The sequence below is a fragment of the Sphingobacterium paramultivorum genome (genome assembly GCF_014109745.1).
Classification (GTDB): Bacteria; Bacteroidota; Bacteroidia; order Sphingobacteriales; family Sphingobacteriaceae; genus Sphingobacterium; species Sphingobacterium paramultivorum.
Window position 1 is genome coordinate 29,566 of the sequence record NZ_CP058555.1, and the last position, 23,292, is coordinate 52,857.

20 protein-coding genes are annotated in these 23,292 nt (G+C 37.9%); 10 read left to right on the plus strand and 10 right to left on the minus strand.

Annotated features, from left to right (window positions below):
- Position 1: 1 nt before the first annotated feature.
- The 7 genes from HS960_RS00125 to HS960_RS00155 form a co-directional block, all read right to left on the minus strand.
- Positions 2-700, minus strand: coding sequence for a DUF4198 domain-containing protein (locus tag HS960_RS00125; RefSeq protein ID WP_182330929.1), 699 nt, complete (start codon positions 698-700; stop codon positions 2-4).
- A 120-nt stretch (positions 701-820) separates the two neighbouring features.
- Complete coding sequence (locus tag HS960_RS00130) at positions 821-2,044, minus strand: DUF4374 domain-containing protein (protein WP_182330930.1); 1,224 nt, start codon at positions 2,042-2,044, stop codon at positions 821-823.
- A gap of 23 nt (positions 2,045-2,067) precedes the next feature.
- Complete coding sequence (locus HS960_RS00135; RefSeq protein WP_182330931.1) at positions 2,068-4,491, minus strand: TonB-dependent receptor; 2,424 nt, start codon at positions 4,489-4,491, stop codon at positions 2,068-2,070.
- A gap of 132 nt (positions 4,492-4,623) precedes the next feature.
- Positions 4,624-5,826, minus strand: coding sequence for a hypothetical protein (locus tag HS960_RS00140; protein WP_182330932.1), 1,203 nt, complete (start codon positions 5,824-5,826; stop codon positions 4,624-4,626).
- Between the two features lie 9 nt (positions 5,827-5,835).
- Positions 5,836-6,435: a hypothetical protein gene (locus tag HS960_RS00145; RefSeq protein ID WP_182330933.1), complete on the minus strand. Its 600-nt coding sequence runs from the start codon at positions 6,433-6,435 to the stop codon at positions 5,836-5,838.
- A 21-nt stretch (positions 6,436-6,456) separates the two neighbouring features.
- A complete protein-coding gene (locus HS960_RS00150; protein WP_228280135.1) occupies positions 6,457-7,020 on the minus strand; it encodes an RNA polymerase sigma-70 factor in 564 nt (187 codons plus the stop codon).
- 138 nt (positions 7,021-7,158) lie between these two features.
- Positions 7,159-8,238, minus strand: a complete 1,080-nt coding sequence (locus tag HS960_RS00155) for a fatty acid desaturase (protein ID WP_228280136.1) — start codon at positions 8,236-8,238, stop codon at positions 7,159-7,161.
- Positions 8,239-8,573: 335 nt separating this feature from the next.
- Here HS960_RS00155 and HS960_RS00160 point away from each other — a divergent pair, with 335 nt between their 5' ends.
- Both HS960_RS00160 and HS960_RS00165 read left to right on the plus strand, forming a co-directional pair.
- On the plus strand, positions 8,574-9,002 hold the full coding sequence (locus tag HS960_RS00160) for a PepSY-like domain-containing protein (protein WP_228280137.1): 429 nt from the start codon (positions 8,574-8,576) through the stop codon (positions 9,000-9,002).
- 3 nt (positions 9,003-9,005) lie between these two features.
- Positions 9,006-11,417 carry an outer membrane beta-barrel family protein gene (locus HS960_RS00165; RefSeq protein ID WP_182330935.1) on the plus strand — a complete coding sequence of 804 codons (2,412 nt, stop codon included), beginning with the start codon at positions 9,006-9,008 and terminating at the stop codon, positions 11,415-11,417.
- 149 nt (positions 11,418-11,566) lie between these two features.
- On the opposite strand, the gene HS960_RS00170 is transcribed toward HS960_RS00165, so the two are convergent.
- Positions 11,567-12,973: a hypothetical protein gene (locus HS960_RS00170; protein ID WP_182330936.1), complete on the minus strand. Its 1,407-nt coding sequence runs from the start codon at positions 12,971-12,973 to the stop codon at positions 11,567-11,569.
- A 125-nt stretch (positions 12,974-13,098) separates the two neighbouring features.
- Between HS960_RS00170 and HS960_RS00175 the strand changes: the two genes are divergently transcribed.
- The 5 genes from HS960_RS00175 (at position 13,099) to HS960_RS00195 (ending at position 17,734) form a co-directional block, all read left to right on the plus strand.
- Positions 13,099-14,397, plus strand: a complete 1,299-nt coding sequence (locus HS960_RS00175; RefSeq protein WP_159728246.1) for a hypothetical protein — start codon at positions 13,099-13,101, stop codon at positions 14,395-14,397.
- 19 nt (positions 14,398-14,416) lie between these two features.
- Positions 14,417-15,514, plus strand: a complete 1,098-nt coding sequence (locus tag HS960_RS00180) for a TlpA family protein disulfide reductase (RefSeq protein ID WP_159728244.1) — start codon at positions 14,417-14,419, stop codon at positions 15,512-15,514.
- 185 nt (positions 15,515-15,699) lie between these two features.
- Positions 15,700-16,395, plus strand: coding sequence for a VIT1/CCC1 transporter family protein (locus tag HS960_RS00185; RefSeq protein WP_159728242.1), 696 nt, complete (start codon positions 15,700-15,702; stop codon positions 16,393-16,395).
- Between the two features lie 35 nt (positions 16,396-16,430).
- The gene (locus HS960_RS00190; protein ID WP_159728240.1) at positions 16,431-17,087 is read left to right on the plus strand and encodes a CPBP family intramembrane glutamic endopeptidase; all 657 of its coding nucleotides are present in this window, start codon (positions 16,431-16,433) and stop codon (positions 17,085-17,087) included.
- 215 nt (positions 17,088-17,302) lie between these two features.
- Positions 17,303-17,734 carry a hypothetical protein gene (locus HS960_RS00195; protein ID WP_159728238.1) on the plus strand — a complete coding sequence of 144 codons (432 nt, stop codon included), beginning with the start codon at positions 17,303-17,305 and terminating at the stop codon, positions 17,732-17,734.
- A gap of 29 nt (positions 17,735-17,763) precedes the next feature.
- Here the strand turns inward: HS960_RS00195 and HS960_RS00200 are convergent, their stop codons facing one another.
- A complete protein-coding gene (locus tag HS960_RS00200; protein WP_182330937.1) occupies positions 17,764-18,612 on the minus strand; it encodes an NAD-dependent epimerase/dehydratase family protein in 849 nt (282 codons plus the stop codon).
- 336 nt (positions 18,613-18,948) lie between these two features.
- Between HS960_RS00200 and HS960_RS00205 the strand changes: the two genes are divergently transcribed.
- Both HS960_RS00205 and HS960_RS00210 read left to right on the plus strand, forming a co-directional pair.
- Positions 18,949-20,160, plus strand: a complete 1,212-nt coding sequence (locus HS960_RS00205; RefSeq protein WP_159728234.1) for an enolase C-terminal domain-like protein — start codon at positions 18,949-18,951, stop codon at positions 20,158-20,160.
- A gap of 209 nt (positions 20,161-20,369) precedes the next feature.
- On the plus strand, positions 20,370-20,750 hold the full coding sequence (locus HS960_RS00210; RefSeq protein WP_153846473.1) for a YidH family protein: 381 nt from the start codon (positions 20,370-20,372) through the stop codon (positions 20,748-20,750).
- A gap of 98 nt (positions 20,751-20,848) precedes the next feature.
- On the opposite strand, the gene HS960_RS00215 is transcribed toward HS960_RS00210, so the two are convergent.
- The gene (locus HS960_RS00215; protein ID WP_182330938.1) at positions 20,849-22,030 is read right to left on the minus strand and encodes an MFS transporter; all 1,182 of its coding nucleotides are present in this window, start codon (positions 22,028-22,030) and stop codon (positions 20,849-20,851) included.
- A gap of 248 nt (positions 22,031-22,278) precedes the next feature.
- Here HS960_RS00215 and HS960_RS00220 point away from each other — a divergent pair, with 248 nt between their 5' ends.
- Positions 22,279-23,208 (plus strand): ketopantoate reductase family protein, encoded by a 930-nt coding sequence (locus HS960_RS00220; protein ID WP_182330939.1) that lies wholly within the window; start codon positions 22,279-22,281, stop codon positions 23,206-23,208.
- The last annotated feature ends 84 nt before the right edge of the window (positions 23,209-23,292 follow it).

Consider the following 23,292-nt stretch of genomic DNA (forward strand, 5'->3'; position numbering starts at 1 on the left):
ATTAGTTTACGGCAAAGCTCATTGAGCTTGCGCGGCTATACTCTTCAAAGTCTTGTCCTGTAGCTTTTTCCCTTTTCGATACTTCCGCAAAGTATTTACCAGTCCATTCTGGTGTGAATTTGATTATACCCTGGTCATTTGTCTGCAGCCATTTAATCCATCCGCTGGGTGCAATGATCTGAACAGCTGTATTTGCTGCAGGTTTACCTTTTTCGAATAAAGTCAACGACAGCTCTTTTTTATTTTTAGAAACTATGTTGTTCGTAAAGACAAACAATTCATTATCGATAGTGGTTGCTGTATTTCCAATAGTGGAATTTCCGACTTGGATCGTCGCTATCGCATTGATCTGATACTGTGTTTTGACTCCTTCTTTCCGATCTGTATCTTTTTTTAGGGTAATGTGGTATACGCCCTCTTGGTCAGGAATGAATGAGGCCGATAGATGATTATCTTGTGCGGCAGTCGTTAACGATGAGGTGCTTCCATCAGGTTTAATTAATGTCAACGTAATCTGTGTACCATCTTTATACCACCACCATTTTGAGATAAGTTCATGTTCATCGGGTTCACCATAAACGATTTTTACCGTATGGAGCTTTCCTTTGGTTCCTTTCAGCGAAGTTTCAATAAAGACAGCATGTGCCGAAGCTGACAGCATAATAAAAAATGTGAAGAGGTTAATGAGTATTGTTTTCATTTGATTTAAACTAGGAGTTATATTTTAGAAATACCTAGATTCGATTTTACACGTTTCATCATCGAGTACTCGAGTTTTGAAAGTGTCATCGACTAGGTATTTCTTTAACTTAAAGGTGTTTTATTTAAGCTTATTCAAGTGATAAACTTGTGTAATTCCCGGATCGATCTCGGCACCGCGTTTTACCGAATTTTTTGCTGGATCGTATTCATATACATACCATTTAGACTCATCTGTCTTGAATACATCGTACAATTTGCCATTTTCCATAAAGTTCATCGTTGTTTTAGATTCTCCACCACCAACTAAAATCCGAAGATCTGCAACAATCTTTTTATTTGCTGGATCGACCACAAATGGACTGATGTAAACCTTGCCATCGCCTAGTTTTTGAACTTGTGAAATGTTGTTGCTGAAAACGTTATAGTCTTTCAAGTCGAAGAAGTAATCTGGATCGAACGTAGTCTGGCCTGCCTTGATACGCAGTAAACCATAGGTAGCAGCATCAGTCTTTTTGGTTACGATATATAAATCATTGTTATCATCTGTAAAAGTAAGTGTCTGTACTTCCCAGTGTCCCGCAGCAAAGCCTCCTCTGCCATCTTTTATAATTTTCCCATTCGCTAAACTCGGATAATCACACACATACATGTAGGCTGTGTCTATGATATCTTTACGAGTTTCATTGCTTCTGTATTTGTGTCCGACAAATAATTTGTCGCCTCTTTGTGTGAAGCTCGTCGGTACGATATATGGATTATGATCTTTTCCTTCCGGAGTTTTGGGATTAAAAGTGATCATTGGAATTTCTATACCAATTGTTTTATTGATTGTCATATTGTTGATGTTCATAAAATAGATCGGTTGTTCCAGTACATTTTTCACTTTATTGGTCGTGCCAGCTGTTTTAGTCATGACCATTTCATCTTTTGTACTAATATCTTTTAGGACTTTTCCCAGATAGAAATTTCCAGGGAAAGCGTAATTGTTCGTTTCTTTCCAAGATTTACTATTGACTACTTCAAATTGACTAAATCTTGTTCCATCATTTGACAGGTAATATTTACCCTCATAGGCATAAGCGTAAATAGCATAGAATGCTGCTGGTAGGTGGGAGGTAATATCGATTCCTTGATTGTTGTTCGGAGTGAGTAGGGTATCTTTCATCAAATTATCTGCAGTGAGCAGGTAAGATGAACCCGCTGCGGTCGTTACCCATACACTATATAAGCTGTTTGAAGTCGGCGTAGTTTCATCAGGTGAAGTGGTGTCAGGTGATTTCTTGCAGGAAGAAAATAACACAGTCGCAGCAAATATTGCGATGGCGAATTTATTGATTTTCATAAAAATATATATTTATTTATTTTTTACATTATGGATAATCTCAGCTTGACGTAGAATGCACGTCCAGGTCGTTGCAGTCGAAAATTGTCGTATGCTCGTTCATCTGTTAGATTTCTAGCCTCAAAGGATATATTATATTTGTTGCGGTCCCAAGCGTAACTAAGTACCGCAGAATGGATATTTTGGGAAGGGATAAGATCTTTGGATTCAAGTGATCCCAAGTACGATTCTGTCAGATAAAACCAGTGCGTGTATTGATATAAGTAGGAGAGTTGCACTCTGCTTCCTTGCTGAAACCAGTTATTCTGGATAAGGCTTATATCAGCGTTTCCATAGATCCAAGGACGATTAGGAAGTTGATTTCCGTAATTCACGCTGATCTGATTGTTACCGGAGTCATCCGTGTATTTTGCATTATCAATAGCTTTATCATAAGAGCCATTGAGGGTGACAGCTAAAAGGTCTTTAAATCCATATTTGATTTCAGCTTCGAAGCCATAGAGCTTTACGCCGGGAACATTATAATATTGAAAATTGGCATTCCCATTCTGTGTAACTGCGCGTGTATTTATATAGTTATCTGCCAATCGGTAGAATCCAAAGACATCGACATTGAAAAAATGATTGTCGTTGATAAATGTATTGTAGTAAAACCCCGTGTTGATATTATCGCTACGTTCGGGTTTTAATTCCCAATTCGGTGTGATATTTTGTCCATCCCCAAAAAGACCAGTCATTGTCGGTAGATTATATGCCCTTTCATAAGATAGTTTCCAACCACCATCTTTCGTTATTCTATACCGTGAAGCAATGCTCATGCTATAGTAATTCCCTTTTTTCTGCTGATGAATGATCTGTCTACTGATTGAATTGGTGTTGTTATCGGAACTGACTACTTCAATATCTTTGGATGCATCTAATCGATAATATTTTACTGCTAAAACATTTGATAGGCGCTTGTCAAACCATTGGTTTTGCCACGACAGGCCAAGAATATGTTTCCCTAGATAGGAGGGCAATCCAGATCTGTCATAGTTGCCGATTAGATCGTATTCTTTTTGATTGTTGGTGTTAAAATTGTAATTGAAATTTAAACTTTGATTGCGTGCTTCATCAAAGTCATAGTTTAGATTTACGCGCGCTAGGTAATTTGATAAATTATACTTTGTATCTTTTTGGGGATTCGGGCTTGAGCCAATCTGATTTGAAATCCAGCTTCCCGACCAGTCATAATTGTATAAGGCTGTATCTCTTACGTACCTCGTATCGTAACTATAACTGCTGAATAAATCTGCATATAGGCGTTTGACCAGAAAATTGCTCTTTTTGTAGTTTAAAGTTGGCATCAGGTATTTGCTCTCCGACCATGCCCCGCCATAAACCTTATTGATGTTAGCTCCGAGCTGGTTTTCTTTGTGGTTTTGAGAATAGGTTAGGCCGACATAAAATTGGTCCGCCCAGGACACATCTCTGTAACCCACTTCAAGTTGTCCCATAGCGGATGTATAGGCATCGTTAAAGCGTTTGACTTTAGGAACAGTGACATATCTATTATCGACAGTTTTCTCTAAAATAACGTTGTACTTTTCGTTGGTATACACGTTATAATCATTGTCGGAATGATTGTAAAATGCATTCATCCGGAAGGATAGTTTGTTTTTGGGATTGGTGAATGTGCCGACGACGGCCGCCTGATGTGTATTGAATGAGCCGTAGGAATAACTCAGATCCAGATAAGGTCTTGCTCGCCGCTTTGTAATAATATTGACAGCACCTCCGAGCGCATCGGAACCCAAAAAAGCAGGAACAACACCTTTGTAAACTTCGACGCGATCAATCAGATTGACAGGAATATTATTTAAAGACATCGATGACCCAAAGTTTTCCATGGGAACACCATCAATGTAGATCTTTGCATCGAGCCCGTTGATACGGAATACAAAGTTGGAGCCCAATCCACCATCTTCACGAATAGTAACTCCTGTGGCACGCTTTAAAACCTGTGTTAAATTGGCAGCTTCGTTGGCATGTTTATTCATGTCAATGACACTGACATTAAAGCCCGATCGTTTTATTTCGGCGACTTTTTGTTCATTTTCGGTTTTACTATGCGCTGTTACGGTTACCTCGTCGATATAATTGCGATCCTCGATAAGTTGAAAGTCCTGAATATTTTTCCCGTTTAGAGGTCGCTCTTCGAAGTTATATCCCACCGCAGTGACAAGTATGATGGCCTTGTTTGGGATATTCGTATGTAGCTTATAATATCCGTCTACATCGGATGACGTACCATTGACCTGATCTTTTAGAAGTATTGTTGCACCTGGGATTGGTCTTCCAAAATTATCTTTGACAAAACCTGAAATAACGTTCTTTTGAGAGGTCTGGGCCTGTGTAAATACGGTAAAAATTAATAAGAGTACAAAAGTAGATGTTGACTTCAACATTTTTATTTAGATTAAGTATATACAAGAAGGTTGCCTATACCGATCGCTTACCGAATGTTGATTTCAGCTATTTTTTTAAAAAATATGCAAATAGTTGATTATGAGCTTTGTTTTTTTTGAAGAAACTATGGATTATTTTTTCAAATAATCCATACGTACAATAAAGTTTGTACTATTGGGGAGTTGTATCCCCTTGGAGATTTCTTTTGTCTGCAAATTATACTTCCATACACGATGCTCATCATTTGCATCATCTATCGCTATATAAACATCCTTTTTGTCACTCCAGACATTCTCTTTTTGGGTACCTTTATCCAATGGGAGGGGCATTCTTTCGATGGAACCAGATTTTAAATCCACCAGTCTATATTCGAACTGATAAACTGCGTGATAATTGGAAAAATCGGTGTATAAATTCTTCTGTTCATTGCGAACAATCGCCTTTCCGTTGCCCACATACCAGATCCCATAGGCATGATTACCAATTGACTTGGAAACATTGATCATAAAGTGCTGATCGACTAGCTGCTGCCCTTTCTTTTTTCTAAAAATTGCTGTTGGAAGCTTTAAATTATTGCCCAGCGCTATGCCAGGATTGGTCATAAAATAATAGTCCCCTAATTCGTCTTTAAAACTATAGGATTGTATGATGTTGAAGCCACCGGGATAGGTCGAACGAGTTTCTTTCTGAATTTGTTGCAGTGTAAAGCTAGGATATTTTATTGTGGCGTAATAGGTCGTATCAGATGTGGTATGTCCATATTTCCCGTGTGATTTGAAGAAGGAATAGGCTAGCCAAAGGTTATTGTTTTCAATATCAACAAGTCCGAGGTGTAGTGCGTTATATTCTTTTGTTGCAAAGGGAAGTGTGATGGTATCTTCCTTAATAATTTTCATCTCTGCAACATTAATCTGATAGAGTCGGGCCTGGGCTTTTTTTGCAATAAGATCCTCTCGGCATAGCGCAATTAAATTGTTGTCATCTTTCCAGGTGATGGTTTCAAAGTCGCGATTCTTTAATTGTATACTGTCAATAAGGACTAAGGACGCCCCCTGTAATCGGTGTTTCGTAAATACACTGGTTTGGCTTGACAACCGATAAAAGAAGCCATTTTTATAGATATATTCCCGTTCCTGAATTCGTGAGCTGGACAAAGGAATTTGTAGCGAAGGTTGTCGGGTGTCCTCCAAACTTTCGGAGAAAAACAAACTGGTTGGGCTTTCATCTTTGTTAAACAAACAAAAAACAAAATCAGGATCTATGTTTTTTTTGGAAATTTGTTGACAGGAAAAAATAAAAGTTGCAAGGAAAGACAACAATACTAATCGCTTCATGTTTGTCTATTAAATGCTTTGAAATTGTTCTCTAATTTTAATCTGCATATTGGACGGGAGGAATGCCAAATCGCTTTTTTGAAAAGCAACGATTTTACCAAAATCCGGAGAATCAGAAACAAAGTATTCTCGCCCAGCCTTAAATACAAGAATATTATGGTTACTATCCACAAGCTCAAAGTCCCGTTTGGGCGTGATCATAAAGTCTCCGCTGAAGGTTAGTTTTTTATTGACCAGATCAATATTGGCCGTGCTATTTTTACTTAACTGTAAATCATAATGATCCTCGGTAAAGAGCTTGCTATTCTCAATTGATGTATTGGTAAAGGTATGACTATCCAGAGCAGGGGGAGATAGATAGAAAACAGAAAAACCGATTACAAGAACTGCGGCGGCGGCAGTAATTTTGGCCCAATGGAATTTTCTATATTGATATACATCGGCATTAATTTTATTCCACATGTCAGATCCCACTAGTTCATCGACATGGTTATTTTCCGCAATACTATCCCATGAATTATTATCCAACCATTTTTCAACCGCATGCTTTTCAGCTTCAGAGCATTGACCTGAAGCATATTTTTTAAGTATTTCTTGGTTGATTTCCATCTTTTGATAATCCACGTATATTCAAAAGTACAAAAAAGTAATTAATAGGAATCTCGCAATATTGATATTGCAATACTTTTTAAGTCTTATTTTGATAACTGACAATGCTTTACTGATATGATATTCGACTGCTCGTTCTGAAATAAGTAGATTTGTTGCAATCTCTTTGTTAGTTAACCCTTCGTCGCGACTCAGTTTATAGACATTTTTGCATTGTTTGGGTAAAGAATCAACGGCTTGATCCAAGTGATTTTTGAGTTCTTTGTAATAAATATAATTGTCTTCGTAAGATGCTGCTTTGCTATTTAAGATCAGCTCATGATGTCTCTCTTTATTTCCTTTATTCCGAAGAAATTCTAGTGATTTTAATTTAACCGAACGCAATAGATAACGCTCCGCATCCTGAAGTTCTAGCTGATATCTTCTTTCCCACAGAGATTTGAAGACATCTTGAACAATTTCTTTTGCATCATCTTCATTTTCTACACTTTTAAGCGCAAATGAAAACATTCTCTTCCAATACAGTTGAAAGAACTCTTCAAATTGTTGTTTGTTGATCTCTATTTTACGTACGGAGGTTTTCAAAGCACCCAAATATACACTCTATTTAGACTTGTTCCAAATAAAATGCGGTAATCTAATATCGCGCTACGTTGACTTAGTTGTTCTCGTGCTAGCCAGCTGAAGCCGGTAACAGGTTAAAATTATAATAAGAGCGATTGATTATCCCTTAGATTTTAGGTAGGGGATACGATATTGTTCGTCAAATCTTTTCTTGTCATCACGATAACTACTGACTGCGCCGAGTTTATGCATCATTTTGATATAACACCAAGCGAGATCAATCTGATAAGGTTTAAAACCACTTCGTGCACTCTTAGGATATAAATGATGGTTGTTGTGCCATTCACCCGCTACAATTCCGGGCCATAACTGATTTATCGATTTGTCTTTCTCATTGAAATCAATACCTTCACGTTGCTTGTCTTCACCTTTTGCATGGCCTTCATAGTTGAATGTCCGTACACCGATTGCCCAGAAACCGGCCGCACCAAAGAGTGTACAGGCAAGTGCGTGGCCACCGATCAAATAGAAAATGGCATACCAAAAAGCCCAGTTTAGTATCCAGGATCCAATAGCATGAGAAGGATTTACGTACGACCCCCATTTTCGATATTGTGCATAACTATTGGCGGTTACACCTGTATGTCGCATCAGTAATTTGACACGGTTATATGAGTTTTCCGTAAGGTCCTTAGCAATAGGCTGATGATTTACATCGGCTAAAAAACAGTATAGAAAGCCAGCTTGTGCATTATAAGGGTCACCAGGAGTGTCAGATTTTGCGTGATGAACATGATGTGAAATCACATATATTTCTTCTGGAATTACATTAATAGTCAGATTCTGTGTGAAAAAACGCCAGAATCCGTTCCGGAATTTAAATGCGCCGTGTGTTGCAAATCGATGGTGCCATATCGTACCATGAGTCCCCATAACGATCATACTATAGATAAATGCTGCCAAGACAGTCCACCAACTGAAGTGGTACACCAAAAAGATGATAAAAAAGGGGATGAGGCAAGCTACTTTTAGCCAGCTAAAAAAGGGTAACCAATTTCTTTTATCTTTAAAAATATTGAGGCGTTTGAAGAATTCGCTGAAAATTTCTTTTTTGCTTGGCTTTACGAGGTTTCCATCGTTGTCTTTCCATCCGTAGGTAGGAACTTGCAGAACATGGTCTAAAAAGGGCATTTGTGGTTGATGTAAATTATAATATTTGCTAAAGCTACCATTTAACATCGTTAAAAAGTGTTAATACGAAAAGTTTAACATATCCTTAAGATGTATCAGGCTATTTGGAAAAATAAAATACTGTAGGGAAAGCGAATCCCATACGCGGTAAGTTTAATCTTATATAGTTTTCGATATTCACTCATACAATCGACGTTTTTTCCTCGGAGCTTAGTCGCTATTTATTCGCTCCCAACCGAAGAAGCACCGAACAAGTACCGAGTAATCTCCGAAGATAATAGCTATTCATTAGCTCTCAATTTCCATTATCCTGGGTAGGTATTGAGTTCTAAATTTCTCCTAAATTGTTTTTGAATTTTATGAAATCATTAATAAAAAAGAACATGAAAAGATTAATTTTTATTTTGGCTCTGATGGTAAGTGTATCATTGGTCAAAGCTCAAGAAGTCTCAGTAAAGAAAGTTCCATCAGTAATTAGGCTGGCGTTTCAACAGAAATACCCGAATGTAAAGTCTGTAAAATGGGAAAAAGAAAAGGGAAATTATGAAGCTGGATTTAAGGATGGGAAAATTAATAATTCCGTTCTTATAAATGCCGCAGGACATATCATTGAAACCGAGGTTGGAATTCCTGCCGGAGAGCTTCCTGCAGACGCTAAAGCTTATGTAATCAAAAACTATCCACATAAAAATATCAAAGAAGCAGCTAAAATTACTGATGCTAGAAATAATGTTAGCTATGAGGCTGAAGTCGATGGTAGGGACTTAATTTTTGATGATAAGGGTAAATTTCTAAAGGAGGTTAGGGATTAGATTATGGTTCAATTACGGTTATTTTTTATTTTTATTTTAGTCATAGCTTCTTCGGTTGTTTCTGCACAGGTATCGTCTGTTACCCTTTCAGGTATTATAAAAAATAAGACGGATAAATTGGCTATTCAATACGTTAATGTTGTGGTCAAATCTGATAAAGACGGGGCTTTTATCGCCGGAACGATGACAAACGATGAAGGCCGGTTTACCATTTCCAAAATTAAGCCAGGAAATTACCAATTAAACATTTCATTTACAGGGTTTGAGGATAAGAATCACTCCCTATTTGTTGGTAGTCTTTCGGAGTTTTTGGATATCCCAACGATCGAGTTGGAGGAGCGTTCTATCGCATTAGAAGGGGTTACCGTGACTGCTCAGGCAGGTCATGTAAGTAATAAACTGGATAAGAAAATCTATTCCGTTGCCGATAATATAAGTCAGACCGGCGGTTCTGTTTTGCAGACGATGCAAAATTTGCCCGGAATCACGGTTCAGGATGGCAAAGTTCAACTGAGAGGCAATGACAAAGTCACCGTGCTTATCGATGGAAAACAAACCGCCTTGACAGGTTTTGGTAGCCAATCTGGGTTGGATAATCTTCCGTCATCAGTGATAGATAAAATAGAGATCATCAATAATCCTTCTTCAAAGTATGATGCCAACGGGAATGCAGGTATTATTAATATCATCATGAAGAAAAGTAATCAAAATGGATTTAATGGTAAAGTAGGTTTCAGTTCCGGATTGGGCTCATTATGGATACGGAAGGAGAATCTACCAACCATAAGACCACAATATACTTTAACACCTAAAATCAATCCCAGTGTATCATTAAATTACAGAAAAGATAAGGTCAACATTTTCATACAGGCCGATAATCTCTATACACAGACACTGAACAAGAATGAATTTGTAACTCGTAAATATGAAGATGGTACAATTATTAACTCACAGCTGAAACGAAATCGGAATACGAATTTTCTAACGACGAAAGCGGGGATAGATTGGCATATTGACGAACAGAATAATCTGACTATTTCGGGGATGTATGGTAGTGAGAAGATTATTGACCGGGGCGATCAACCTTTTTTCGATGCTGATATTTCAACACGCTTGCGTCTTTGGCAATTTTTGGAAGATGAATTGAAGACAACAGCCATGGCGACCACTTCTTATCAGCACAAATTTAAAGATGCCGGGCATTTGCTCAATGTTGGTTTTAATTATACATTTCATCGAGAAGACGAAAAGTACTTCTATGACAATTATCTACCTTCTTCGAAGGGAACAGACTCTTTTAAGCTGCTATCTGACGAACAGGTTTATGATGTTAATGTAGATTATATCAAACCGCTGAAATATGGACGTATTGAAACCGGAATAAAGGTGAGAAACCGGAATATTCCAACTAATATGGAGTTTAAACCGGGCGCCAACTCGGTTCTTGATATGGATGCTGGCGGCTGGGCAAATTACAAGGAATTAATACAAGCAGTGTATGGGAATTATGTTTTCGAAAATGAAAAATGGGAGGCTGAATTAGGCTTGCGTCTAGAATATGTGAAAATTCAATATGATGTAAATCCAAATCATAACACCTATAAAAGCGATGGGTACAATTATACGCAACCCTTTCCCAATATGAGATTGGCCTACAAACTTAACGACAATAACAAGCTTTCGGCTTTTTATAATCGGCGAGTGGACCGACCTAATGAAGTTGACATTCGTATTTTTCCAAAGTATGATGATGCTGAAATTATCAAGGTTGGAAATCCAGGCTTGCGTCCTCAGTTCACCAATTCTGTCGAATTGGGATATAAGAACACCTGGAGCAAGGGTTACTTTTACGCCGCAATGTATCACCGTTTCGCTGATGGAACTTTTACACGGATATCGAGTACTCTTCCGGACAGTAAATTAATTTATGCTGTATTCCAAAATGCAGGAAAGAGCTTCAATACGGGGATTGAAACAATCTTGAATCAAAAAGTATCTTCAATTTACTCCTTTAATATTAATGGTAATCTCTATCGAAACCAAATCAATGCCTTTACAGTAGAAAATCTTTATCCCGAACTCAATACTTTTTCAGCAGATCGGCAGACTGCACTTTCAGGGAACTTGAAGTTTAACAATATGTTTCGTTTTGCAAGAGGATGGGACGGGCAGATTACAGCAATCTATTTGGCACCGGATATTATACCGCAGGGAAAAATCCAATCGAGGTTTTCAATAGATGCAGGACTAAAAAAATCCGTTCAAAAAGGAAAAGGCGAGCTTTTCTTTAATGCAACGGATTTATTAAATACGATGGTTATTAAGCGAAAAATAGATGGTATTGGTTTTAATTATACAAGCCATGATTATTACGAAACGCAGGTGCTGAGATTAGGATATAATTATAAATTTTAAAGAGCGTAACGTTCTGAAGGAAAAACACAAACACGGGTGCGAAAGTTGCCGCGAGATGGATGATAGGAGAACCAAGCAGCTCAGTCCTAATTGAAATTGGACTGAGCTGTTGAGGCAAGGTATATACTGCGCTATGAAGTGATTTTATTTTATCGTTCCCTAATAAATTTCATCTCAAATCCATTCTCTTTTCTCACCACCTGTTGTAAATCGGGCGTAAATTGCAATTCTATACCGAGGCCCATTTTAAACAAGTTATTTCCGAGATAATCGAGTGCTACATTTTCTTGATTAGGGGCCTCTAAAATTAACATACCATCCTTTTCTACAAAGGTTAACTTAGATGTGGGAGCTGTCTCATCCGCATAGGTACCCAAATAGCTATCGATATGTTCGATGGAATGTTTTCTTTCCTGATATGGTTCTATAGCGGTAATATTTTCCATATTTTCCAAACGGGCCATTAATCCCCAGCCATAAAAATCATTGGATACTCCTACGAGTAATTGGTTTTCACCTTTTTTAAGCTTTAATCGAGCATTTCCATTCTGTACAGATATTCTTCCGTCAGGATATTTTTTCATATTCTGACGGAAGATATTTTTGTCAGTGTAGGTGATCTGATCATTTAGATAAAGCCATATTTCATCCGAGAATCCGAGCTGGAGATTGACGAACGTAGGCTCCTTCACGGTAATAACGGCTTTTAGCCAAACTATCCTGCGTTTTTCTGCAGCACCAAAGCGTCTTGTCAGGTTTATCAATCCATATCGCTCAGCGGCTATTTTTTCTGTAAAGGCTTCGTCTTTAGGTAGGTCACGAAAAGTAGTTGGCTCCCTTCCTTCCTCCAAAGTCGTGGACTGGGTTATAGACCAATTTCGGATATAATTTGCTTCATGGCGGGTCAGGTCTACACCTTCAACCTGTGGTAATTCTTCCGTTTCGTTGGGTTTGATCTCGATATTGCTGATGTAGGAGTCGCCGTCAAATGCAATGTATCCGCTATGTTCGCGCCCCTCAAGTTTTGGCACCGTCAATCTGAGGCTATTGTTGACAAAAACCTGCATTTGCATTCCGGAAATGACGAGTTTAATATGGTTCCATTCATCTGCTTTGGCCGCTGCAGCAGCCTGATATTGGGGATACATGTCCCACATGTTGACACCGTGTAAGATAGGACAGTACTGAATACCTTCATTGGCAAAAGGGTCGGTCATTTTAGGCACTCGCAGATAGACAATCTCTTGTTCTCTTTCATCTTTTCGATGGAAATAAATGGCGCTGGCAAATTCTGTTTTCGCAGGTATCACATCATACTGGATGGTTCCATCTTTGAAAATTAAGTCTCTAATCATTACCGGACCAGATGCTGGAGCGATTTTTATTGCTCTACGGCCCTTAAAATTTAGAAAATCCACTTTTCCGTTCTGAAAGACCCATTTTTCTGCGCTTAGTGTAATATTTGTGCCTGCTGATGTCTTAATTTTCTTTTCTTGAGCGTCACTTTGGAATAAAGCGACCAATATTAAGACTAGTATCAAGAATGTTTTTTTCATGTTAATAAAGTTTTTGATAAATTTAGCGTGTAGGCATTATTTTAACGCGTTCAACCTTGCATCAAGTTTATTCAAGTTTGTTCAAGATGATTGTTTGTTTTTAAAATTCTGATATGTAGTAAATTATGATTAAGTCGAGTCATCCTGAATTATTTCAGCATCTTAAGAATTCCATTGAAAATAAACTTGAATGGGGTGAAACTTCCAATTGGAGTACCGCCGATTTCGAAAAACTTTCGGAAAAGATTCAGGAAAAAACGGGGGTTATACTTAGCATTTCTACATTGAAGCGGATTTTTGGTAGGATTGATTACCAAAGTAAACCTGCCCTGACGACATTAAATACATTGGCACAGTATCTTGGTTATGAAGACTGGCGAGCTTTCCGCAATGCTTATGTACAGAAAGAGATAACGCAGAATCAGCTATATAGTAAATCCGCTGTTGAGCCACAAGTGAGCGTACGAAAAAAGTATGGTTCTATATTGATTATAGCTATTTCATCTGTCATTGTCCTTGTCGTGGTCCTACTATTTGGTAATAGCTTTGTCCAAAAAAAGAAGCATTTTAATGGTAACGCTTTCCACTTTTCGTCCAAGACAATGCTGACACAGGGGTTACCCAATTCAGTTGTATTTGATTATGATGCTTCGGCAGCAAATGAAGACGATTCGGTATTCATTGCACAAAGCTGGGACACTAGCCGCAAGACGCAGGTGGATAGAAACGACAAACATCACTCCGCTATTTATTACTATCCAGGTTACTTCAGGGCCAAGCTGATTATTGGGGACAAAATTGTTCGAGAACATGATATACAGATTAAAACAGATGGCTGGTTAGGATTGGTAGAAGCAGCGTGGGGAAAAGAACCGTTATATTTCAAAAAAACTGAAATCACATTGCCACATGAAATTGCCGTTACGCAGGAGCTGCTGAAAAGTTATAAGGTCGATCTCCTCCCTGAAGCTCCACCGGTTAGATTTTACAATCAAAAGAATATGACAGGAGTTATGACCAATAATTTTAGTTTTGAAACGGACATAAAAACAGGGATAGTCAATAGTGGCAATATTTGCCAACGTGTGGAAGTACTCTTACAGTCTAAAAACGATATATTTATTATACCTTTAGTAAACACAGCCTGTATCGGTGACATAGCCCTTACAGCTGGTGGTTTTTATACGGATAGTAAACAAGATGACCTCAGTGGATTTGGCTGTGATCTTTCCGAATGGACTAAGCTTAAAATAGTCTGTAAAAACCAGCAGATTAGATTTTGGATTAATGATAAACCTGTATATGCAACTACGATTAAAAATGCACCAACTGAAATAGTCGGTCTTCAATATCGTTTTAAGGGGGCAGGTTTTATTAGAAATACTCGTTTAAGTGGATCGGAGATGAAGGAAATTATTTTTTGATAAGGAAACTAATACGCATATGATGATAGTAAAAAAAATACTTCTTTTTTTATTTTTCTTACCTCTCGCTTGCCTGGCTCAGCAAAAAAAAGGAAAGCTTTTCGAAATTCAATTTGATCTTTCAGGATTTTCTAATGGTTCAAAGTTTGAACTGAGCAGTTTTCAGAATGACAGTCAGTCTTATTCAGGTGTACTTACGGATGGAAAATGTACGATAAAAGGAACTTTGCTGGAACCAACCTTATATATACTAACTGCAAAGCCCAATTTGAGAACCGTGATTTGGATAGAGCCTGCACGGATGAAGATTTTGGGCGATAGCCTGAATTTTTCAAATATCGAAGTGCTGAATTCTAGATCACAAGCTGAGGCCATTCCGATCAATAAACAGCTGGATCCCATGTGGAAAAAAGCCGCTGCACTTGATAAGGAGATAGAAGTTGAAACTGATTCAGTCAAACAGACTGAGTTGAGAATTGCATCGGATCACTATTATTGGTCCATAAGACAATTAAGAATCGATAATATTTTTAATAAAAAACCTTCTTATCCGCTTATGCAGGAACTCTATTTCCTAAGAACATCATTAACAAGAGATTCCTTACAGTTAGCTTATGGTAGATTTCCGGAGAATATAAAAAATAGTAGGACTGGACGCTTTTTAAAGGAATTTATTCAAGCAAAAGAACTTAGAAAGGGAGACTTGGCTCCATCCTTTATTGCACAAGATGTTAATAATAATGATCTAAAACTAGTTGATTTTAGAGGAAAGATTGTTGTGCTCGATTTTTGGGCTGCCTGGTGCGTTCCATGCAGACAAAGTAACAAAAAGCTACCGATGCTGTATGCTAAATATAAAAAACTAGGATTAGAGATTATATCCTTTAATCTAGATACGAATAGGGAGATCTGGAAAAAAGCTGCCGTTGAAGATAACATATCCTGGATTAATGTTGGCGATCAGCAAGCACTACACAGTAAAACGGCCATCACCTATCGGGTACAGGGGTTACCAAAAGTTTATATCATTGACCGAAATGGGATTATCCTTGAAACTGGAGGATCTGGAGTTGACCTTGAACGTGTCTTAAAAGAAAACCTAACACCTTCTCTTTAAGCCCCTGAGTAGAATAAAGTTTGCGAAATGTTGAAAGGTAATGGTTAAAAGGGATAACCACAATTGAAAAAAATCAGGATGGCACTGTAGGTAATTTGATAGGTTGTTGACTTACAGCGATATCAGTGTGGCTTTAAATAAATATAATTGCTAAATTTAAGTATCTTTCACAAACACATACTGATATGCACCATCCATTAGAAAAACACTATGTCAACCGGGTTGGGTGGCTTCGCGCTGCTGTTTTAGGTGCCAACGATGGCTTATTATCGACGACGAGTATTGTAATTGGAGTTGCAGCGGCAAGTCCTGAACGCAATACCATTGTCTTGGCAGCATTAGCGGGCATGATTGCGGGAGCAATGTCTATGGCAGCAGGAGAATATGTTTCCGTAAGCTCACAGGAAGATACCGAAAAGGCCGATCTCCTACGTGAGAAAAAGGAACTTGAAGAAATGCCTGAAATCGAGCTACAGGAATTAGCCAACGTTTATGAAAGAAGAGGCGTCAGTCAAGAAACCGCCTTACAGGTTGCACGTGAACTAACGGCACATGATGCATTGGGCGCCCATGCACATGACGAATTGGGTATCAATGAGATTACACAAGCTAAACCTCTACAAGCTGCACTGGCATCTCTGGGCTCATTTGCGTTAGGAGCGCTACTTCCATTTATGGTTTCATTGCTTGCACCAATTAAGCAGATGGTCTATCTGCAGTATGGTTTTACGATTATTTTTTTAATGGTTCTTGGAGCGATTGCGGCCAAGACTGGAGGCTCGAGTATCGGAGTTGCAGTAGGCAGAATATGTTTCTGGGGGACAATAGCAATGGGAGTGACAGCGTTAATAGGACACTTTTTTGGTGTTACAGTTGCTTAAATTTTTGAAATAATACGCACTTCATAACTGCACCTATGAAAAGGAAAGCATTTTCAATAATTCAGGATATCGGGTTCATCCTATTTCTTGTCGTATTTCCACATGCTGTGCCATTACCTTTTTATTCCTATGCAGTCATTTGTTTTCTAGCAATTTTTCTTGTTTTAAGAAGAAAAGGCAGGACATTGAGGGATTTGGGATTAGATAAGAAAAACCTTTCTTCGCGTGCTATTCTTTTAGGAATTCTCTCTGCATTAGCCTGGGTAATATTTATGCAGATAATATATATTCCAGTTATCAAACATCTATTTAATGTTCCCGATTATACGGAGTATAATTTTATTAGGAGTAGTATAGCGAGATTGATTATGACAATTGTTGCAGCATGGATTATTGGTGGATTTTATGAGGAAGTTGTGTTTCGGGGCTATATCCAGAATATACTCGAAAAAAGATTGTTTAAAGGAATTGGACGTTGGTTGCCTATCGTGATAACCAGTATTCTTTTCGGTCTCTATCATCTGCAGCAAGATATATTTGCTGTTATAGCTGCTTGTTTGGGAGGATTGTACTGGGGTATTTTATATAAAAAATGGAATAATAATCTTTGGGTTTCAATCATTTCACATGCGCTATTCGATATGATTACCCTTATCCTAATCTATACTGGGAAATTTGGAAAACTTATATAGATTTTGTTGTTTTTTGAGACTTGTTTCATATGCTTTGTAAGCTCAGACAAGAATCTGGCGATAGAAAAACAGCCGACTAAATATGGCAAAAGTATTACCCTTATTTATTGATAGTGGACGAATATTAAGGAGATCAAAGCGATAATTATATTATGTGGGAGATTCCTTTTGCTTTTAACTATTTTGGTGTATTAAATCAATTTTTTATAATTAGTATGAAAATCAATCTATCACAGCGTACACTTATTTTTTATGGTGTCTTGGCGCCCTTTATTATTTTCGGATCAATCTATAATCTTTTGGGAATTATTTCAGGTACAAGTACGGTTATTTCTTTTGGAGCCTTTGCTCTCTTTGGATTTGTTCTTTTACCAGCCTTACTTGTTTCCACCTATCGGCAAAACCGTTGTACGCTATTCAGTGACCGGATAAGCATTGGAAAAAAAGAATATGTTTTCGATAGTTACGCAGTTTCTATTGTTGAAAAGTATCTACCGCTAAAGGATAGGCCACTTTTTTCATTATTTAGAACACAATATGCTAATTTAATTATTCGGGAAAAATCAAGTGGACAAATCGTGCTCAACAAAGATTTAGCTATTTCCTTGCAATCAATAAATAAAATGAAGGCGTTTTTATCGGTGTAGATCAATAACTAAAGTGCCGTCTTGCTGTTTTATGGAAGTTGATTGAGAAGAAATTCGAAAGTATACTGCGGAGTGTAACCAAGTAATTGCATTGCTTTATCACTTCGGTACACTCTATCTATCGATGTTGGAAAACTCCAGCTTCTCTGTCGGTATATTTCAACGGCATTTGGGATACGCTTAGCGATGATATGGGAAGGGTTAGATTTTAGTTCAATTAAATCCTCAATTTCAAAAGGCGAACCGCTAGAAACATTAAAAATCTGAAACGACGTAAAGTTGGTCTCAACACCTAGTCGAAGAGCCTCAGCTCCATCTCTTTCATCTAATCCCCGATACAAACGATGATTTAGCATAAGGTTATCGGGTTCTGGAAGAAATCGGCCAACGCGATAGACGCTGGTCATTAGCTGTTCTTTTTCGAAAAAGTCTCTACAGAGCTCTTCACAAGCCTGTTTGGTAATATCATAAATATCACGGGGTTGGGCTATAAGTTCCTCTGTAACCCACACCGCTTTTTCCGCATCAACAAGTGCATTGCCATATATGGAGGTTGTAGAGGTAAAAAGAAAACGCTTTATTCCGTTCTTTACACAGGCATTTAACAGATTTAATGTTCCTGTTATATTGGTATCTATAAAACTTTGCCGGCTATAATTCAAATCCATATGTCTACCATGCAGCGCTGCAGCATGGATAATGGCTTCATAACCACTTGTGAATTCATTAACTGACCCGGCTCGTTTTACATCTAATAATTGATCAGTGGTATCGCTTTCCAATAAATCAACTCCCGTAACATCGTGTCCAGCCCGACGTAGATTCCGAACTGTTACACTTCCTAATTTTCCCGAAGATCCTGTTACCAATATGCGCATATATACAAAATAAAGGAAAATTTAAGACATAGGTATTTATATGCAATTTTTTTCTGCGGTATTGGTATGAGGTAATAAGGCTGCTCGAAGCAGTAAAGATAGTCATACGGTAATTGTACACAACAGAGACATTTATAAAAAAAAATGATACAAATTGTACAGCAATTGATACGGCTTGTCAATAAATACAAACGCGTATGCAGTATCTTTCATATGGATATTTATAAACTAATTATAAAGCTTTGGTTAGATGGCTAGTTATGCCTACGCTGTGTAAAGGAAAAAACTAGAAACAAGTCTTTCCTGACGGTTTCGGATAATCGAAATAAATCAACTATGAAAAGAAGAACATTTATTCAGGCGCTGAATTTTGGCATTGCCTCAGCTACGTTGTATAAAGGTTACGCAAATGAAATTTTATTTTCCTCTGATGCTGAACCAGGAAACAAGGTCCTGTCCTATCACAAGATAAAAGATATCAGATTTTTTACCGTAAAGATGAATTATCCGAGGCTTGTGGGGAAAAATGCCCGTCTCGACCTACATGGTTATGGACCTGATGTGGAAATATGTGTTATAAGGACAGATCAGGGAGCAATGGGCTGGGCCTCACTCCGTGGCTCAAGACGTGAAGCTGAAAAAATTTCGGGAGAATTGATAGGCAAGAAAATGTCAGATCTTTTTTCTCCCAAAGTCGGTACACTGCTGCAGACACATATTCCCTTTGATATGGCTCTTCATGATCTCGCAGGAGTCATTTTAAATAAACCTGTTTATGAAATACTTGGTCGAAAAGATCCGATCATAACAGATTATTATAGTGGTATGATCTATTTCGATGACTTAGAACCAGCGGATAGGCCATCAGGAATTGACCGTATTCTTGAGGAATGCCAATATGATTATGGAGTGGGGTACAGGCAATTTAAGTTAAAAATTGGAAGGGGGCATAAATGGATGCCTTTTTCCAAAGGACTTCAACGGGATATTGAGGTTACAAAAGCAGTGGCAGACGCATTTCCTGACTGCAGAATTTTAGTTGATGGAAATAACGGTTTTACATCAGACCAATTTATTCAGTATTTAAAAGGTATCCCAATGGTAAATCTCTTTTGGATAGAAGAACCTTTTCATGAAACGGTGATGGATTATCAAAAGCTTAGCGGCTTTTTAAAATCGGAAGGCATAAATACTTTGCTGGCGGATGGCGAAGCAGATCCTGATCAGAACTTGCTGAGAACCTTATTTGAAAAGAAACTGCTGGATGTTCACCTTACGGATATTGAAGGCCTTGGATTTACGAATTGGAGGAACTTAATGCCAAAGTTAATACAACTCGGAGCACAAGCATCTCCACATGCCTGGGGATCGCTTCTCAAGAGCTACTATACAGCGCATTTAGCCGGAGGGCTCGGAAATACCGTAACCATTGAAGGGGTTACAAGTACATCTGATGATGTGGATTTGTCGGGATATCTCGTCAAAGATGGGAAACTTATTCCTTCCTCATCTGCAGGGTTCGGTATTCCATTAATAAAAAAGATCTGAAAGAAGAAACATTAAAATATTTTTCAAACTTTTCAACGTTTTGCAGCGTTTAATGAAGAACAAACAAAATGACTTCTTAACCTTAAAAAATTGACTAACCTGTGAACGAAATGAGCTAAAGCATAGTCACAGCTGTAAAACGTTGTTTAAGGGCCAAGGAATGGGTTTTATAATTCTTTTAACTTAGTTGTTGATCAAAATTATTTCGAATGTCTAAAAATGCTCCACAAAAGGTAAATGACCATCTTGCTAATGAACGAACTTTCCTTGCTTGGATCCGGACAAGCCTAGGGATTATGGGATTCGGTTTTGTGGTTGTTAAGTTTTCACTATTTATTCGTCAGATTGAGCTCATTTTAAAAAAAGATGTAGTTGCAGGCTCCCAGCATGAACATTCAGGTGCTGTTGGCGTTTCCATTGTGGTCATTGGTGCATTGACGGTTATTGTCGCTTTCTTTAAATATCGTAAAACGAACAAACAAATCGAAGAAGAAAACTTTACTCAAACTTCAAATAGCATCACAATTGTGGCCGTATTAATTTTTGTCATAGGTATTATTCTGAGTTGGTATCTTATCGATGGTCTTTAAGGAGAAAGCGTTAGATCTAGTTCGCGCTGGAATGATTATCCAAGCTAACTAGATCTAAATTGTCGTGCATTGGCTATTTATAATACCGGCAAAATATATTATTGCTGTGTACACTGTACCGCGGTGATTTGATTTGTTGTGCCACGTTTTTCTAAAAACTGTCGTAGGGCGATCATCAGAAAGGCGAGAAAACCAAAAGCCATCGTAAGCCAGGACGAAAATTCTATACCTTTCGAAACGATAATCCAGCCACCTATGGTAGTTCCCAAAGTTACCCCGAGATTGCCAAATGAAGTCGCTAGACTATTGGCAAATTCTAGCGCCTCGGGAGCGGAAGAAATCATATAGGTAGATGCGTTTAAGAAGCTAGGAGAATAAAGAAATCCCCATAAGGCAATCGTACAGACCGTAGCGAACATATTGCCATCTGAAAAATACAGTAATAAAGGAATAATAAGTGTACCCGATAAGAAGAATGCTGTGGTAAACGTAATATTTCGGTTGAGCATTTTCCCTGCCACCCAGTTTGCGATGACTCCAATAATACCAAATACAAATAGCATATAACTAACCATGGTGCTGTCCATATTCTTTGCTTTGTTTAAATATTCGGCGAAGTAACTATAGGTAGAAAACCAAGCTGATACCATAAAGAAATTCATTGCGGTACTGACCATAAAAATGGGTTTGGTTAATATTTTCATCTGACTGCCGTAGGATTTTTTTTCTTTTATGGGCAAAGGAGGAATGGCAAAATAGATTGCCAGCAGTGCTATAATACTGACAATAGCCTGTATCGTGAAAGAATATGTCCAGGAGTAGAGACTGGCAATGTAGGTGGCGAAGGGGACTGTTGTCACCATAGCAATTGCAACACCGCTAAAAACAATGCTCATAAGTTCATTTTCATTTTTCTTCCCCCCTTTTAAAATGGCGACAGACAATGCTGTCGCAATATAGACAGGTTGGAGAAAGGCAGGAAGAATTCTTACAGTAAGTAATAACCAAAAAGGAGGAGATAATGAAGAGACAATCGCCGTGACTAAGAAAATAGCGATGGCAGTTAACATGACTTTCTTGCGGTCGAATCCCGAAGCCAACAATGTCATAAATGGCCCAGTTAAGGCGATGATCAAGGCAAAAGCACTTAATAAATAACCTGCTTTGTCGATACTGATATGATAATGATCGGCTATTTGGGGCAAGATGCCAATAATGCCAAACTCGGTTGTGATTACTGCGAGAAAACCCAAAGCTCCGATGTATGCGTATTTTTTCATAAATAAAAACTTGTTGTACATGATTAATTATACGAGCAAATGTAAAGGCAAATACTTGCTTCTGGATGTAAAGCAGCTATTTGTGTGTTACTAACAAATTTGTAAGTAATGGTAAAAGAAAAGTTGTTCCTGAATAATTGATCTCCGCCTGACATTGATAAGTTGTGTGTTGTCAAAAGTTCCTTTATATTCACTTTAGATTTATTTTAAGGTTGAATACAGATAAGGAATACGAAATAAAAAAACTAATGGAACAGCATATATTAATTGTGGGCCTGGGGGGAGTGGGCGGATATTTTGGCGGTATGTTAGCGCGCAAGTATGAAAACACTGATATTCATGTCAATTTTTTGGCGCGAGGTAACCATCTTGAGGAGATTAACCAACATGGTTTAAAGCTGTTATTAGAAAAGGGAAGTTTTACAGCGAAGCCCTATAAGGCTTCCAGTGAGGCTGAAAACTTCACAAAAATGGATTACATTTTTCTTTGTACTAAATCTTATGATCTAGAAGATACTATGGCCTTATTAGGACCGTGTGTGAGCGCAGATACAGTATTCATACCCTTACAGAATGGAGTGGACAGCAAAGAACGTATCAACAGATATTATCCGAATAATTTGGTTGTGGATGGTTGCGCCTATATTGTGTCCCGGTTAAAGGCTGCCGGAGTAATTGAAGTGACAGGAAAATGGGGTACAATGAGTTTCGGATTGAATGGAGAACATGATGAAAGACTGGATAGGTTATATCATCTTGTGCAACAGGCTGATATCCATGTGAATTATTCCGATGAAATTGAGAAAATAATATGGGACAAATTTATTTTTATTTCCGCTATGGCCACAGCTACTTCTTATTTTGATTGTTCTATTGGTCAGATAATGGAAGATCCAAAGAAGAAAGATGCGGTTATTAAACTTATTCAGGAGGTTACAACATTAGCTCAGGAAAAAGGAATTGTTATTGCTGATCATATTGTACATAGGACCTTGGACAAAATGGAACAAATGCCTTACGATGCGACTTCATCCATGCATACGGATTATCTTAATAAACGACCGAAAACAGAGTTGGCATCTTTGACAGCTTACGTTATTCGTGAATCTAAAAAGTATAATCTCGAGACACCTGAATATCAACTAATGTTTGATGTATTACGCCTAAAATCTGACTAGCTGTATTAAAATAGTTTGCGAGTTGGAAATTTCAATCGATAAATTCCTCTGGACAAGCTTTTTTTGAATACAAAAAGTAGGTTT